The organism is Variovorax multivorans (assembly GCF_051216835.1).
Taxonomy (GTDB): Bacteria; Pseudomonadota; Gammaproteobacteria; order Burkholderiales; family Burkholderiaceae_C; genus Variovorax.
Genome location: NZ_JBPJZL010000013.1, coordinates 144,274 through 158,738, shown reverse-complemented (window position 1 = coordinate 158,738; position 14,465 = coordinate 144,274). Strand labels below are relative to the sequence as shown.

Annotated in this window: 14 protein-coding genes; 7 read left to right on the top strand and 7 right to left on the bottom strand. The window is 69.0% G+C overall.

Going from position 1 to position 14,465, the window contains the following annotated elements; translation table 11 throughout:
* Position 1: 1 nt before the first annotated feature.
* Entirely contained in the window at positions 2-988 is a 987-nt protein-coding gene (locus ACSFCA_RS28720; RefSeq protein WP_435461803.1) for an NAD-dependent epimerase/dehydratase family protein, read from the bottom strand.
* Between the two features lie 95 nt (positions 989-1,083).
* Here ACSFCA_RS28720 and ACSFCA_RS28715 point away from each other — a divergent pair, with 95 nt between their 5' ends.
* From ACSFCA_RS28715 to ACSFCA_RS28695, 5 genes are all read left to right on the top strand, one after another.
* Entirely contained in the window at positions 1,084-2,022 is a 939-nt protein-coding gene (locus tag ACSFCA_RS28715; RefSeq protein WP_435461804.1) for a LysR family transcriptional regulator, read from the top strand.
* Positions 2,019-2,510 carry a hypothetical protein gene (locus tag ACSFCA_RS28710; RefSeq protein WP_435461805.1) on the top strand — a complete coding sequence of 164 codons (492 nt, stop codon included), beginning with the start codon at positions 2,019-2,021 and terminating at the stop codon, positions 2,508-2,510. The genes ACSFCA_RS28715 and ACSFCA_RS28710 overlap by 4 nt, the downstream gene beginning before the upstream one ends.
* A 178-nt stretch (positions 2,511-2,688) precedes the next feature.
* Positions 2,689-3,726 (top strand): aliphatic amidase, encoded by a 1,038-nt coding sequence (locus tag ACSFCA_RS28705; RefSeq protein ID WP_435461806.1) that lies wholly within the window; start codon positions 2,689-2,691, stop codon positions 3,724-3,726.
* Positions 3,723-4,541 (top strand): CbbQ/NirQ/NorQ/GpvN family protein, encoded by an 819-nt coding sequence (locus tag ACSFCA_RS28700; RefSeq protein WP_435461807.1) that lies wholly within the window; start codon positions 3,723-3,725, stop codon positions 4,539-4,541. Before ACSFCA_RS28705 ends, ACSFCA_RS28700 begins: the two co-directional genes overlap by 4 nt.
* Positions 4,538-6,142, top strand: a complete 1,605-nt coding sequence (locus ACSFCA_RS28695; RefSeq protein WP_435461808.1) for a nitric oxide reductase activation protein NorD — start codon at positions 4,538-4,540, stop codon at positions 6,140-6,142. Before ACSFCA_RS28700 ends, ACSFCA_RS28695 begins: the two co-directional genes overlap by 4 nt.
* Here the strand turns inward: ACSFCA_RS28695 and ACSFCA_RS28690 are convergent.
* Positions 6,129-7,019 carry a LysR family transcriptional regulator gene (locus tag ACSFCA_RS28690; RefSeq protein ID WP_435461809.1) on the bottom strand — a complete coding sequence of 297 codons (891 nt, stop codon included), beginning with the start codon at positions 7,017-7,019 and terminating at the stop codon, positions 6,129-6,131. The genes ACSFCA_RS28695 and ACSFCA_RS28690 overlap by 14 nt on opposite strands.
* Positions 7,020-7,125: 106 nt before the next feature.
* On the opposite strand from ACSFCA_RS28690, the gene ACSFCA_RS28685 reads away from it, so the two are divergent.
* Together ACSFCA_RS28685 and ACSFCA_RS28680 are read left to right on the top strand one after the other, a co-directional pair.
* Positions 7,126-7,320: a YjiS-like domain-containing protein gene (locus ACSFCA_RS28685; protein WP_435461810.1), complete on the top strand. Its 195-nt coding sequence runs from the start codon at positions 7,126-7,128 to the stop codon at positions 7,318-7,320.
* A gap of 37 nt (positions 7,321-7,357) precedes the next feature.
* On the top strand, positions 7,358-9,007 hold the full coding sequence (locus tag ACSFCA_RS28680; protein ID WP_435461811.1) for a hypothetical protein: 1,650 nt from the start codon (positions 7,358-7,360) through the stop codon (positions 9,005-9,007).
* On the opposite strand, the gene ACSFCA_RS28675 is transcribed toward ACSFCA_RS28680, so the two are convergent.
* The 5 genes from ACSFCA_RS28675 to ACSFCA_RS28655 all read right to left on the bottom strand — a co-directional run bounded on the left by ACSFCA_RS28675 (position 8,991) and on the right by ACSFCA_RS28655 (position 14,452).
* Positions 8,991-9,602: a uracil-DNA glycosylase family protein gene (locus tag ACSFCA_RS28675; RefSeq protein WP_435461812.1), complete on the bottom strand. Its 612-nt coding sequence runs from the start codon at positions 9,600-9,602 to the stop codon at positions 8,991-8,993. The two genes, ACSFCA_RS28680 and ACSFCA_RS28675, sit on opposite strands and share 17 nt — an antisense overlap.
* Positions 9,603-9,608: 6 nt before the next feature.
* A complete protein-coding gene (locus ACSFCA_RS28670; RefSeq protein ID WP_435461813.1) occupies positions 9,609-10,448 on the bottom strand; it encodes an isocitrate lyase/PEP mutase family protein in 840 nt (279 codons plus the stop codon).
* Between the two features lie 70 nt (positions 10,449-10,518).
* Entirely contained in the window at positions 10,519-11,904 is a 1,386-nt protein-coding gene (locus ACSFCA_RS28665; RefSeq protein ID WP_435461908.1) for an L-serine ammonia-lyase, read from the bottom strand.
* The gene (locus ACSFCA_RS28660; RefSeq protein ID WP_258351957.1) at positions 11,901-13,091 is read right to left on the bottom strand and encodes a M20 aminoacylase family protein; all 1,191 of its coding nucleotides are present in this window, start codon (positions 13,089-13,091) and stop codon (positions 11,901-11,903) included. Before ACSFCA_RS28660 ends, ACSFCA_RS28665 begins: the two co-directional genes overlap by 4 nt.
* Before the next feature lie 20 nt (positions 13,092-13,111).
* The gene (locus ACSFCA_RS28655; protein ID WP_435461814.1) at positions 13,112-14,452 is read right to left on the bottom strand and encodes a DUF3100 domain-containing protein; all 1,341 of its coding nucleotides are present in this window, start codon (positions 14,450-14,452) and stop codon (positions 13,112-13,114) included.
* Positions 14,453-14,465: the final 13 nt, after the last annotated feature.

Sequence of the window (14,465 nt, the reverse complement as noted above, 5' to 3'; positions counted from 1 at the left end):
TTCAGGCCACCGCGGCCATTGGTGCCACGGCCAGGCTACCCATGCCTTCCAGCGCGGCCTCGACCGCCTCATCGAGCGGCGTGTGCGGCTCGCGGCCGAGAAAAGCCACCAGCTTCGCGTTGTCCATGCCCACGGGCGTTTGCCACAGGTAGCGCATCTCGAGCATTTCGCGGAAGGTTGTGACGAAGGGCGAGGCCAGCGTCAGCAGCCACCACGGAAAGGCCGACACACCCACCTTGGCGCCGGTGCGACGGGCCACCACCTTGCGGATGGCATCGCTCATGCGCGTGCCGTCGGCGTCCCAGTGGCCGGCCATGTGGAAGCGCGCGAAGGCTTCGAGCCGGTCGCGCCGCGCCAGCAGCTCGACCATAGTGCGGGCCACGTCCGGCAGGTACGACCACTGGTGGCCGATGCCGGCGCGGCCGGGGTAGCTCACGCCCTTGACCGGCTGCCCCGCCTTCACCAGCCCCTGCGAGAACCAGTTGTTGCCGGCCTTCGGTCCGAAGAAATCGCCGGCGCGCACGATCAGCACGCGGGCACCCTGGCGGCTGGCGTCTTCGAGGCGCCTTTCCATCTCGACGCGGATCGCGCCCTTGCGCGTGGCCGGATGCTGCGGCGAGTCTTCGGCCAGCAGCGGGAAGGCATCGGGGCCGAAGTTGTAGACCGTGCCGGGCAGCACGATGGTCGCGCCTTCGGCCTTAGCGGCGGCAATGGTGTTGTCGAGCATCGGCAGCACCAGCTCCGACCAGCGGCGGTAGCCCGGCGGGTTGACCGCATGCACCATGACCGAGCAGCCCTTCGCGGCCCGCAGCACGGCCTGCGCGTCCATCGCGTCGCCGGCCAGCCAGGTGATGCCGTCCCTGCGCCCTTCGACTGCGCCGCGCTTCAGTGCGCGCACCTCCCAGCCCGCATCGCGCAGTTGGTGGGCCACCTCGCCGCCGATGCCACCCGTTGCGCCAAGAACCAGAACCGTGTCGTTGCGTGCCATGAAATGCTCCAGAACAGTTGTCGATGGAGGAATTCTGGGTTCGGCGGGGTTCAATTGGAATTGCCGAACATGAGCTATCAGCCATACATTTATGTATGACTTCGAACATCGGCTGGGAGCTGTACCACTCCTTCCTCGGCGTGCTGCGCGAGGGCTCCCTCTCGGGCGCGGCTCGCGCGCTCGGCATCACCCAGCCCACTGCCGGGCGCCACGTGGCGGCGCTCGAAGAGGCGCTGGGCGTGGTGCTCTTCACACGCTCGCAGACGGGGCTGCTGCCCACCGAGGTGGCGCTGTCGCTGCGCGCGCACGCCGAGGCCATGGAAAGCACCGCCGCCTCGCTGGAGCGCGCCGCCAGCAGCCAGGGCGAAGGCGTGCGCGGCGTGGTGCGCATATCGGCCAGCGAGGTGGTCGGCGCGGAAGTGCTGCCGCCCATCGTGGCGCGGCTGCGCGAGGCGCACCCGGCGCTGAAGGTAGAGCTGGTGTCGACCAACCGCGTGCAGGACCTGCTGCGGCGCGAGGCCGACATCGCCGTGCGCATGGTGCGGCCGCGGCAAGAGCAGCTGGTGGCGCGCCGCATCGGCAACATCGAGCTGGGTTTCCATGCGCACGAAAACTACCTCGCCCGCCACGGCACACCGCGCAAGCTGGATGAGTTGGCCGCGCATGCGTTGATCGGCTACGACCAGCCCACGGCCTTCGTGCGCAACGCGGGCAAGTCGCTCAAGGGCTTCACGCGCGACACCTTTTCGCTGCGCACCGACAGCGACCTTGCGCAGCTGGCGCTGATCCGCGCGGGCGCGGGTATCGGCATCTGCCAGGTGGCGCTGGCCAGGCGCAACGCTGCGCTGGTACGGCTGATGCCGCGCACTTTCTCGCTGAAGCTCGACACCTGGGTCACGATGCACGAGGACCTGCGCAACAGCCCGAGCTGCCGCGCCGCGTTCGACGCGCTGGTCGAAGGCCTCTCGCTCTACATCGGCGGCCCTGCGGCAGAGGCGAAAATACCCCGCGCCAGACCAACGACACCCGAATGACCGACCCGACAGACTCCGACACCCTCCCCCTGCAGGAAGACCGCCTCTGGCGCGACGACCGCTGGACCGCCCGCATCATCAAGAACGAGGAAGACGACGGCTGGGCCGTCGAGATGACCCGCCACGGCGACCCCGAGCCGGCGCTGGTCGGCCCCTGGACCATGGGCCGCGACAAGAAGAACCCGAAGCCGCTCGACGGCCCCGCCTTCTCCACGCTGGTGAAGACCGCCGCCGAAGTCATCCGCCGCCATGAGCAGCAGCTGCACGCCACGCTCAACAAGAGCGTGACCGTCACCGCGCGCAACGACCAGCGCATTCGCGTGGCCCTGAGCATCGTGCCCGACGAGGACAACCCCTCGGCCACGCTCACGGCCTATGACGACGCCGATGACTCCGAGCTCGCCAGCGTCAACGTGTCGCCGGCCTTCAGGCTCAGCGCGTCGAGCGCCACCGCCTGGATCGAATCCGGCTACGCACGCCCCCGCTGAACGGAGCGCCCACCGCAATCAGCGAAATGACGTATGTGCAGCCCGCGCTGAGTTGAGAACAATCGGCTTCGACGACACGAACCCGTTGCACCGCAGACAGACAGGCCCGAACCGGTTGAGCCCGGTTCGGGCCTTTTTTGTTTGTTTTCTTTCTCAACCATCCTTCAGGAGCAGCGTCATGAGACATGGTGATATTTCGAGCAGCAACGATTGCGTAGGCGTCGCGGTCGTCAACTACAAGATGCCCCGCCTGCACACCAAGGCCGAGGTGCTGGACAACGCCCGCAAGATCGGTGAGATGCTGGTCGGCATGAAGAAAGGCCTGCCGGGCATGGACCTGGTGATCTTCCCGGAGTATTCGACGCACGGGATCATGTACGACGCCAAGGAGATGTACGACACAGCGGCCACCGTGCCCGGCGACGAAACCGCGATCTTTGCCGACGCCTGCCGCCGCGCCAACGTGTGGGGCGTGTTCTCGCTGACCGGCGAGCGCCACGAGGAGCACCCGAACAAGGCGCCCTACAACACGCTGATCCTCATGAACAACCAGGGCGAGATCGTCCAGAAGTACCGCAAGATCATGCCGTGGGTGCCCGTCGAGGGCTGGTATCCGGGCGACTGCACCTATGTGAGCGATGGCCCCAAGGGCATGAAGATCAGCCTGATCATCTGCGACGACGGCAACTACCCCGAGATCTGGCGCGACTGCGCGATGCGCGGCGCCGAGCTCATCGTGCGCTGCCAGGGCTACATGTACCCGGCCAAGGAACAGCAGATCATGGTGTCGAAGGCCATGGCCTTCATGAACAACACCTACGTGGCGGTGGCCAACGCGGCGGGCTTCGACGGCGTGTACTCGTACTTCGGCCATTCGGCGCTGATCGGCTTCGACGGCCGCACGCTCGGCGAATGCGGCGAGGAAGAGATGGGCATCAACTACGCCGAGCTCTCGATGGGCCTGATCCGCGACGCGCGCAAGAACGGCCAGTCGCAGAACCACCTTTTCAAGCTGGTGCACCGCGGCTACACCGGCACCATCAACTCGGGCGATGGCGACAAGGGCGTAGCCGCCTGCCCCTACAACTTCTACACGAAGTGGATCAACGACCCCGAGGGCACGCGCGAGATGGTGGAGTCGTTCACGCGCAGTACGGTGGGCACGCCGGAGTGCCCGATCGAGGGCATTCCGAACGAGCCGGCCCAGCACCGATGAACGCGGCTGTTCCCGATCCGCTGGCCGCCTACCGCATCGAGACCGAGCCCTTCTACCGGCCCGCGGGCAACGAGGTGGCGCTGTACCGGCAGGCGTACCGCCACCGCATGCCGCTGATCCTGAAAGGCCCGACCGGCTGCGGCAAGACGCGCTTCGTGGAGTACATGGCCTGGGCGCTGGGCCGGCCGCTGGTCACGCTGGCCTGCAACGAGGACATGACGGCCTCCGACCTCGTCGGGCGCTACCTGCTCGACACCAACGGCACGGCCTGGCACGACGGGCCGCTGACACTCGCCGTGCGGCACGGCGGCATCTGCTATCTCGACGAGGTGGTGGAGGCGCGGCAGGACACGACCGTGGTGATCCACCCGCTGACGGATGCACGGCGCATCCTTCCGCTCGACAAGAAGGGCGAGCTGGTGCGCGCGCACCCCGACTTTCAACTCGTGGTGTCGTACAACCCCGGCTACCAGAGCAGCGCGAAGGACATGAAGCCTTCGACGCGCCAGCGCTTCGCGGCGCTGGAATTCGACTACCCCGGCAGCGCGCTCGAAGCGGAGATCGTGTCGCACGAGGCCGCCATCGAGCTCGACCTCGCAGCGAAGCTGGTGGCCATCGCGCGCTGCTCGCGCGAGCTGAAGCACCGGGGGCTCGACGAAGGCGTGTCGACGCGCATGTTGATCTATGCGGGCGTGCTGATCCGCGACGGCGTGACGCCGCGCGAGAGCTGCGAGATGACGATGACGCGCGCGTTGACGGACGACCCCGACATGGCGAGCGCGCTTCAGGGCTTTGTCGAAGCACAGTTCGGATGAACGCTGCGTTATCGCTGCTGGCCCGTGGCCTCGCCGGCATCGATGTCGAAGTGCAGGCGCTGGCCGGAACGCGCGCCGTGCTTGTCGGCAAGCGCCTGCTGCTGCCCGAAGGCGCGAGCGAAAAACGCTTGCGCCGCGCCATGGTCGCACATGCGGTCGCGCACCTGCGCCACTCCACGCCCGCCCGCCCGGCGCGTGCGCTCAAACCCATGGGCATCGCGGTGATCTCGACCATCGAGGACGCGCGCGTCGAACGCCTGCTGTGCCGCGACTTCCCCGGCCTGCACGGTTGGTTCGTTGAATCGCTGGCACCCGTGCCCGACCCGCTGGACCTGAGCTTCGCGGCGCTCATCGCCCGCATGGACCGCGTGCTGATGGTGCCCGCGTGGCAGGACGACAACCACTGGGTCAACAAGGCGCGCCGCCTTTTCGACGAAACCATCGCGCATGCCGGCCTGGAAAGCTACGACGCCTTCCGCGCCGTCGCCTCCATCCTCGCCAACGACCTCGGCCAGATGCGCGTGCGCTTCGAGCCCCGGGACTACACCGTGCCCGCGCCCTACCGCGACGACAACAGCTACCTCTGGGATTTCGGCGAGGCCGATACGCCGCCGGATGAGGCCATCGCGCTCCAGCAATCGGGTGCGCGGCCACCACCGACCATGGGTACATCCAACGCCACGGACGAGGCGATGGAACTGGGCCGCTACACCTACCCCGAATGGGACCGCAAGCTGGAGCGCCTGCGCCCCGACTGGTGCACGGTGATCGAGAAGCTGCCCGCATGGCAAGGCCTCTCCACACTGCGCGAGCAAGCCACGGCCGACAGCAAACGCATTCCTCCGCTTGCCCTGCCGCGCGCACGCCATCTCGACCGCACGCACCGGCTGCGCCGCCAATGGGAAGGCGACGACATCGACCTGAACGCCGCCATCGAAGTGCTGACCGACCGCCGCCTGCGCCTGCAACCCGACCCGCGCCTGTTCATGCGCCCCGGCAAGGGCCCGCGCCCATCGAGCCTGCTCGTGCTGCTCGACCTCTCGGCGTCGGCGAACGATGCGGGCCCGCACGGCGTCTCGCTGCTCGAGATTGAAAAGCAGGCCGCGCTGCTGCTCGCCGCATCGAACACGCAAGGCATCGACCGCCTCGCGATCCATGGCTTCTCGTCGAACACGCGCACCGAGGTCTATTACTACCGCCTGCTCGACTTCGGCCAGCCGCTCGACGCCGCATCGCGCGCCACCATCGGTGCGGTGCAGGGGCGCTACTCAACGCGGATGGGCGCCGCGTTGCGCCATGCGACCTCGCATTTGCGCGGCGAGCCCGCGGGCCAGCGCGCGATCCTTCTCGTGACCGACGGTGCACCTTCCGACATCGACGTGCACGACCCCAGGTACCTGATCGAAGACGCCCGCCAGGCCGTGGCCGAAGCGCGCGAAGCCGGTGTGCACACCACCTGCATCGCGGTGGACGGCGCGGCCGATGCCTATGTGCGCCGCATCTTCGGCTGGCGCAACCACGGCATTGCCGACGACGTGCGCACGCTCCCCCGGCGCCTGGCGCGCATGAGTGCCCGGCTCGGGATGCTCAGGCCGGGCTGAACGCCGTCAGCACCTTCAGCACGCTCAGCGTCGCGCCGTCGAGCATCGCGTGCTGGCGATGCGCAATGCCCACGCGGCGCGTGAGCTTCGGGCTCACCGGCAGGATCTGCATGCGGTCGTTGCGCCCCGTGTCGGTGGACTGCTGCAGCGGCAGCAGCGCGGCGCCATAGCCGGCCGCCACCAGGCTGCGCATGGCCGCGTCGTAGTTGAGCTCGATGCGCGCGCGCGGCGCAAAGCCGGCATCGGCGAACCACTCCATCGTGAGCTGGTACATGTGCGTGGTCGCCTCATTGAAGATCAGCGGCTGCGTCGCCAGCCAGGCCGGCGTGACGCGCTTGGGCGCCTTCCAGCGCTGCGGCACGAAGGCCATCATGGGCTGCTCGCACCACGGCGTGACGACGATGCCGCGCAGCGGCGGCTGCGGAATGGCGACCAGGCCGATGTCGAGCGTGCCCGCCGCCAGCCGCTCCATGGCCTCGTAGGAGCCGCGGATGCTCACTTCGACATCGATGCCCGAATGCTCCTCCCCCAGCGCTTCGAGCACCTGCGGCAGCAGGTCGACCAGCACGCCGGTGGAGGTGCCCAGGCGCACGCGGCCCACGCGCCCTTCGGCCTGGCGCTTGACCGCCTCGACGGCATCGTCGGTATCGCGCAGCAGCTTGCGTCCGCGCTCGACCAGCGCCGCTCCGGCGGCCGTGGGCGTGATGCGCCGGTTGCCGCGCACCACCAGCGGTGCGTCGAGGCGCGATTCGAGTTCGCTGATGTGCAGGCTCACCGTGGGCTGCGCCAGGTGCAGCGCCCTGGCTGCCGCCGAGAAGGTGCCGAGGTCGACGATGGCGATGAGGGTGCGCAGTTGGTCGAGGTTGAGCTGTCGCATCGGGTCGCCTCAGTATCAGTAAAGGTGATGGGAAGTGTCAGGAATCTCAACTTCCACAATAGCATGCGTCGCCGGAAGATGAGCGCTCCCAACCAAGGAGCCCATCGTGACCGCGCCCAAGCCATCGTCTTTTCATCAACGCCTGATCCATGCCCTGCGCGGCTGGCGCCGCCGCGTGGTGAACAGCCGCCGCGCACGCGCCGACTCGCGGCAACTGGCCAGCATGAGCGACCACGATCTGCGCGACCTGGGCATCGGGCGTAGCGAAGTGCCCGAACTGCTGGACCGCCATCGGTACTGATCAGGTTCTTCGCCCGATTTGAGGTTCAATGCGGGGCGTGCCCAAGCCTGCTCTCCTTTCCATCGAACTCACCTCGCCGCAGTCGGTCAACGGCCGGCGCGCGGCCTTTCAATCGCTCTGGCTGCTGGTGCGCATGCAGCATGCGCACGACACCGGCGCCGGTGTCGTGCGGCTGGCCGACCTGCGCGGCGAAGTGTCCGACGCCAGTACCTTGCGCATGGTCGTGAGCCGCGCGTTCCGCGACTTCAAGGCCTGGAACATCGAGGTCGGCTGGGGCGAAGACACGCACCGCGAGCCCCGCTTCCTGAATGCCGAGCGGCGCAGCCAGGGCCCGTTCTGGCTGCCCGCCGCCGAGGCGAAGCGCGTGCGCGTGCTGGTGCAAGGCCGCGCGGCCACGGCCGCCGAAGTGGCGTCGTTCCTCGGCCTGCGTTCGCGCAAGCCGCAGGCCGCCGGCTCGCCGCCACCCGATGCTGTGCATTTGCAGGACGCGGCGTTCTGGAAGCAGCTTGTCGCCTCGCAGCAGGCCGCACGGCAGGGCCGGCTGATGGCGCCGGTGGCAGGCGGTAACGGCAACGGAAGCGCGCTCGAATCGATCCGCCTCGCCGGCACGCTGGCCACCACCGACTTTCAGCGCGCGCTGGTCACGCTCAACGAGGCCATGCTGTGGCGCCGGCTCGGCGACAACGAGCAGGCGCGGCGGCGACTGCAGGCGCTGAAGAAGCAGCGGCTCGCGCACCATGTGGCGGGCAACGACTACCTCGGCGCGATGGAGTGCATCGTCTCCGCATGGTGCGCCTACACCGCGCGCGACCTGCCGCTGGCGCAATCGCTGTTGAGCGGCATGGCCGAGGACGCAGCGCGCGGGCTGGTGCTGCGGCACCACCCCGACGTGCGCTTCGAGTGGTGCAACCTGTGGGCGCTGGTGTGCCGCTCGCGCGCGCTGGCGCTGTCGGCTGAAAACAAGCCGGCCGCCGCCGCGCTGGCCGAAGAATCATTGCGCCGCTTCGGCGAGGCGCTGGCCGCAGCCTTCGAATCGCACTCCTTCGATGCGGCGCAGCACGTGGCCGCCAACATGGGCATGGCCGCATGGCTGTTCGATCGCGTGGGCTTGTCCGATCTGCCCGCGCTCGCGCACGACGGCAAGGCCGACACCACGCGCCGCGCGGTGCAGTGGATTGCCTTCAGCGAATGGCTCTGCGGCCACACCGACGGCCAGGGCCGCTCGGCGTGGAACGCGATCTACCTGATGCGCATCGCGCGCGGCAACTGCCGGCCAGAGAAGCAGCCCACGCTCGCGCAGTTCCGTGCGCAGAAGCCGCTGGACCCAGCCGCCATCTCGAAGCTGGCCGGTCCGCTCGCCGATGCCTTCGACGCGACGAACTGGCCAGCGCGCTGGGTCGACGTGGCGCAGGCGCGGCTCGCCGACCACCAGGCGGGGCGCCGCCGCTACCCAGGGCTGCAGCACTGCAGCCTGCTGTTCGAACACGCCTGGTATGCGGCGCATGCGGGCGACCTGAAGGCGGCGGAACAGTCGCTCGGCTTGCTGCGCGAAGCGTTGCCCCAATTGGTGCCGAGCGACCGCGCGTACTTCACCGAGTCGTGGAACGACGCGCTGCCGGCCGAGCTGGTGCTGGAGGCGAAGCCGCCGCGCCGGCCCGCGGCGCGGCGCACTAAATCGGCGCCCTAGTTGCAGGCGGCGATGGCGTGGGCGAAAACAGCGCTTCCCGCACCCGCTCGCGCAGCACCGGCAGCACATCGCTCTCGAACCACGGGTGGTGTTTGAACCAGCCCGTGTTGCGCGGCGATGGATGCGGCAGCGGAACGAAGCGCGGCGCGTAGTCGGCAAAGGCCTCCACGGTCTCGGTGACGCTGCCACGCGCGGTCTTGCCGAGAAAGTGGCGCTGTGCGTACTGGCCGATGAGCAGCGTCAGTTCGATGCGCGACATCTGCGCGAGCAGCCGTTCGTGCCACAGCTCAGCGCATTCCTTGCGCGGCGGCAGGTCGCCGCTGGCACCACGCCCCGGGTAGCAGTAGCCCATCGGCACGATCGCAATGCGCGTCGCGTCGTAGAACACGTCGCGACCAATGCCGAGCCATCGGCGCAGCTGCTCGCCGCTCTTGTCGTCCCACGGCACACCCGTGCGGTGCACGGTCATGCTGGGCGCCTGGCCGACGATCAGCAGCCGGGCGCTTGCGCTGGCCTGCACCACTGGCCGCGGGCCCAATGGCAGGTGCGCCTCGCATGCGCGGCAGGCGCGGATCTCGGCGAGCAGCGCATCCACGGTGCCTCAGCCGGCGAACGGGCGGAAGAAGGCGTTGAGCTCGGCGCCCGGGGCCGCATCGGCAAAGCCGTCGAAGCGCCCCTGCTCGGCCAGCGTGCGCGCGGCGCGGATGAAGCCGCCCCAAGCCGCGCGCGCCATGCCGCCGCCCACGCTCACGCGGCGCACGCCGAGCCCGGCGATGTCCTGCATCGTGAGCTCGCTGGCCGCGCCCACCAGCAGGTTGACCGGCTTGCCTCCTGCGGCAGCGACCACGGCGGCGATTTGCTCACGAGTCTTGATGCCGGGCGCGTAGAGGCAATCGGCGCCCGCGTTCGAGTAAGCCTTGAGCCGCGCGATGGCGTCGTCGAGGTCGGGACGCCCGGCAAAGAAGTTCTCGGCACGACCGACCAGCAGCACGTCGGCGCCAGATGCATCGATGGCCTTGCGCGCGGCGCGCATGCGTTCGACCGCCACGTCGATGGCAAAGAGCGGATCGGCGGCATTGCCCGTCGAGTCTTCGATGGACAGACCCGCCACGCCTGTCTCGATTGCAAGGCGCACGCTCTCGGCCACGCCCTGCGCATCGGCGGCAAAGCCGTTCTCGAAATCAGCGTTCACCGGCAGATCAGTGGCCTCCACCAGCTCACGCAAGTGCGCCAGGATGAGTTCGCGCGACATCGCCCCATCGGCCTGGCCCTGCGACCACGCAAAGCCCGAGCTGGTGGTGGCCAGCGCCTTGAAGCCCAGGCCTTCGAGAAAGCGCGCGCTGCCCGTGTCCCAGGGGTTCGGAATGACGAAGCAGCCTTGTTCGTGAAGGGCGCGGAAGTCGGCGCGTTTCTGGGCAATGGTTCGGATGGCGCGGGTCATGGGAGCCTCATCTTTCTGCGGGCGTGGCAACGAGCCCCGCATTCTGACGCGCCAGCGCCAGGCCCGCCGCTCAGCACTCCACCACGTTCACCGCGAGGCCGCCGAGCGAGGTTTCCTTGTAGGTCGACTTCATGTCCTCGCCGGTCTGCTTCATGGTGCGGATCACGGCGTCGAGCGACACGTAGTGGCTGCCGTTGCCGCGCAGTGCCATGCGCGCCGCATTGATGGCCTTCACTGCGCCCATCGCGTTGCGCTCGACGCAGGGGATCTGCACCATGCCGCCGACCGGGTCGCAGGTCAGGCCGAGGTTGTGCTCCATGCCGATCTCGGCCGCGTTCTCGACCTGCGCCGGCGTGGCGCCGAGCACCGCGGCCAGCGCGCCGGCTGCCATCGAGCAGGCAACGCCGACTTCGCCCTGGCAGCCAACCTCGGCGCCCGAGATCGATGCGTTGGTCTTGTAGAGCATGCCGATGGCCGCCGCGGTGAGCAGGAAGTCGACGATGCCTTCGTCGCTCGCCTGCGGCACGAAGCGCTGGTAGTAGTGCATCACGGCGGGCACCACGCCGGCAGCGCCGTTCGTGGGCGCGGTGACCACGCGGCCGCCGGCTGCGTTTTCCTCGTTCACCGCCATGGCGAAGGCATTGACCCAGTCCATCACCGCGAGCGGGTCGGCCGCACCGGCTTGCGCCAGCAACTCGCGGTTCAGCTCGGGGGCGCGGCGGCGCATGCGCAGCGGGCCGGGCAACGCATGCGCGGCCAACGGGTTGTCAATGCCGAAGCCGCGCTGCACGCACTGCTGCATCACGCCCCAGATGCGCAGCAGGCCGCTGCGCACCTCGGCTTCGGGCCGCCACACGCATTCGTTGCGCATGACCAGCGCGGCCACCGACAGGCCGCTGTCATGGCATTGCGCCATGAGTTCGTCGCCGGTGGTGAAGGGATGCGGCACGGCGGAAGCAGCCGCCACCGTCGCGGCCACGGCCTGCCCGCCTTCGACGACGAAGCCGCCGCCGACCGAGAAGTACGTGCCCTCGGCCAGCGTGCCGCCATCGGCCGCGAAGGCCGTGAAGCGCATGGCGTTGGGGTGTTCGGGCAGCGACTCTTCGCCGCGGAAGGCAATGTCGCGCACGCGGTCGAATGCGATGGGCGTGGTGCCCAGCAGGCTCAGCTGGCCGGTGCGGCGAAGCGCTTCGAGCCGCGGCTGCACGGTCTCGGGCCGCACCGTGTCGGGCGCGTCGCCGAAGAGCCCGAGGATCACGCCCTGGTCGGTCGCGTGGCCGTGGCCAGTGGCGCCGAGCGAGCCGAACAGATCCACATGCAGCCGCGCCACTTGCGCGAGCACGCCGCGCCGCTGGAGCGACTGCGCGAACAGCAGCGCCGCGCGCATGGGCCCGACGGTGTGCGAACTGGACGGGCCGATGCCGATCTTGAAAATGTCGAAGGCGGAGAGCATCAGCGCATCATGCTCTCGTCCGTTGATGCCGGCAGCTGCTGTTTGACCAGCGCCACCCAGTAGGCGGCACCCAGCGGCAGGATGGCGTCGTTGAAGTCGTAGTACGGGTTGTGCACGTTCGGGTCGTTCGGGCCCTCACCCGCGCCAATGCCGATGTAGGCTCCCGGGCGCTTCTGCAGCATGAAGGCGAAGTCTTCCGAGCCCATGGCGGGCGGGATGTCGGTGTGCACCTGCTCGCGCTCGACCAGGCTGGCCGCGGCGGCGATGGCGGCGTCGGTCTCGGCAGGCGTGTTGACCACGCCGGGGTAGCCGCGGCGGTAGTCGAGCGCCACCCGGGCGCCGTGCGTGACCGCAACGCCGTCGCAGATCTGCTGCATGGCGGCCTGAGTCTGGTCTTGAATGACGGGGTCGAGCGTGCGCACGGTGCCACGCAGCACCACGGTCTCGGGGATCACGTTCCAGGTGTCGCCGCCGTGGATCTGCGTGACGCTCACCACGGCCGAATCGGTCGCGCCGGTGCGGCGGCTCACGATGGTCTGCAGTGCGTTCACCAGCTGGGCCGAGACAACCACCGAATCGATGCCGGTCTCGGGCATGGCGCCGTGGCTGCCCTTGCCGGTAATGACGATCTCGAAGGTGTCGAGAAAGGCCGTCATCGTGCCCTTGCGGATCGCGAACCGGCCACGCGGCAGGGCCGGAAAGTTGTGCATGCCGTAGACGGCGTCGGCCGGGAACTGCTCGAACAGGCCCTCTTCCACCATCACGCGGCCGCCGCCCTCGTTTTCCTCGGCGGGCTGGAACACGAAGTGCACCGTGCCCTTGAATGGCTTGTGGCGCGACAGGTGCTCGGCCGCGCCGAGCAGCATGGCGGTGTGGCCGTCATGGCCGCAGGCGTGCATCTTGCCGGCGCACTTGGAGGCATGCGCTTGCGTGCCCAGCTCCTGCATGTTGAGCGCGTCGAGATCGGCGCGCAGCGCGATGCTCGGGCCCTCGCCGTTCTTCAGCGTGCCGACCACGCCGGTGCCGGCCAGGCCGCGATGCACCGTCAGGCCCATCAGCATCAGCGCGTTGGCGACGACGTTGGCGGTGCGGTGTTCCTCGAAGGCGGTCTCGGGGTTGGCGTGGATGTCGCGGCGCCAGCTCAGCATGCGGGCGCGGGTGTCTTCGTCGATGTCGGGGTCGCGGTACATGGCAGTTCTCTCGTGGGTTGTCAGTGGAAGAATTCGGCGATGAGGGTCGCACCGAGGAAGGTGCCAGCCGTGGCGGTGAGCGACACCACCACGATGCGCCAGCCCAGCTGGCGGAACACCGGCAGATCCTTCGCGACGGAGAAACCGGCCAGCGCCAGCACCGGCGTCGTGAAGGCGAGGAAGTTGAGCTTGGCGGTGATGGCGATGAGCGCGTCGGAGAACGGAAACAGCCCCGGAATGCCCACCACCGTGGCCACCACCGACAGCACCAGCACCATCGGCAGGCGCGGCATGAGGCGCTTGATGCCCTCGACCACCAGCGCGATCGCCACCACGGCAGCCATGCCTTCGAGCGACACCAGCATCGGCACCTTGTAGGTCAGCGAATTGCCGATGAGCACGCCGCCGCCCACCACCGCCCAGGCGATGAGCGTGTCGCGCAGTGGCAAGGCACCGCCATGCGCCACGCTGACCTGCGACATGGCGCCCGTGCCTGCCGAGTCCTGCGCGCCGCGCTTCGAGAAGCGGCCCAGCACCGGCTCCAGCTTGCCGTAGAGCCACGAACACAGCGGCAGCGACAGGAACAGCGTGAAGTAGAAGCCCGCCACGGTGGTCAACAGGTTCGACGCGGCAGCGATGGCGGTGAGCTGCGGCAGCATCTCGGCCGGCTGCTGCGCGGCGATGGCGCCCAGCGCGGCGGCCATCAGGCTGCCCGAGCCCACGCCGGCGCCCATGGCCAACGAGCGCGGATCGAAGATGTGCAGGCTGGCAATGAAGCCCGCCAGCACCGCGATGAAGAGCGCGCCCAGCACCGTGCCGGTGATGTACTCGGCCAGCACGCCGCGGCCTTCAGGCGAGGCCATGCCGTACTTCTCTCCGATGATCACGAGGTTGCCTTCGCGGCCCACCGAGAAGGTGGCGCCCACGGCTTCGCGCTTGATGCCCAGCAGCAGCGCCAGCGGCAGGCCCAGCGCCAGCGTGCCCAGCGCATGGCCGAACTCCTGGAACAGCAGCGCCCAGCCGGCCTGCTTGACCTGCGGTAGCGCCGCGCCCACCGTGAGGCCCAGCTTCACCACGAACAGCAGCAGGCCCGCATTCAGCAGGCCGCCGGCAAACGACTGCTCGGCAGTCGCCACGCGCACCACGCCCGGCACACGGCTGTGCGCGATGCCCCACGCGGCCGCGATCAGCAGCGCCCACAGCATCGGCAGCAGCGCCACCTTGCCCGGGCCTATGCTGAACTGCACCGGGCCGATGAGCTCGGCCACGGCCACGATGGCCAGGGTGACGAGCGCGAGCTTGAGTTTTCCGGAGGCGCTGGAAGGCGCGGCAGCGGCAAGGACGGAGGCGGCAGAGGTCATGGGTGGGGCGTCT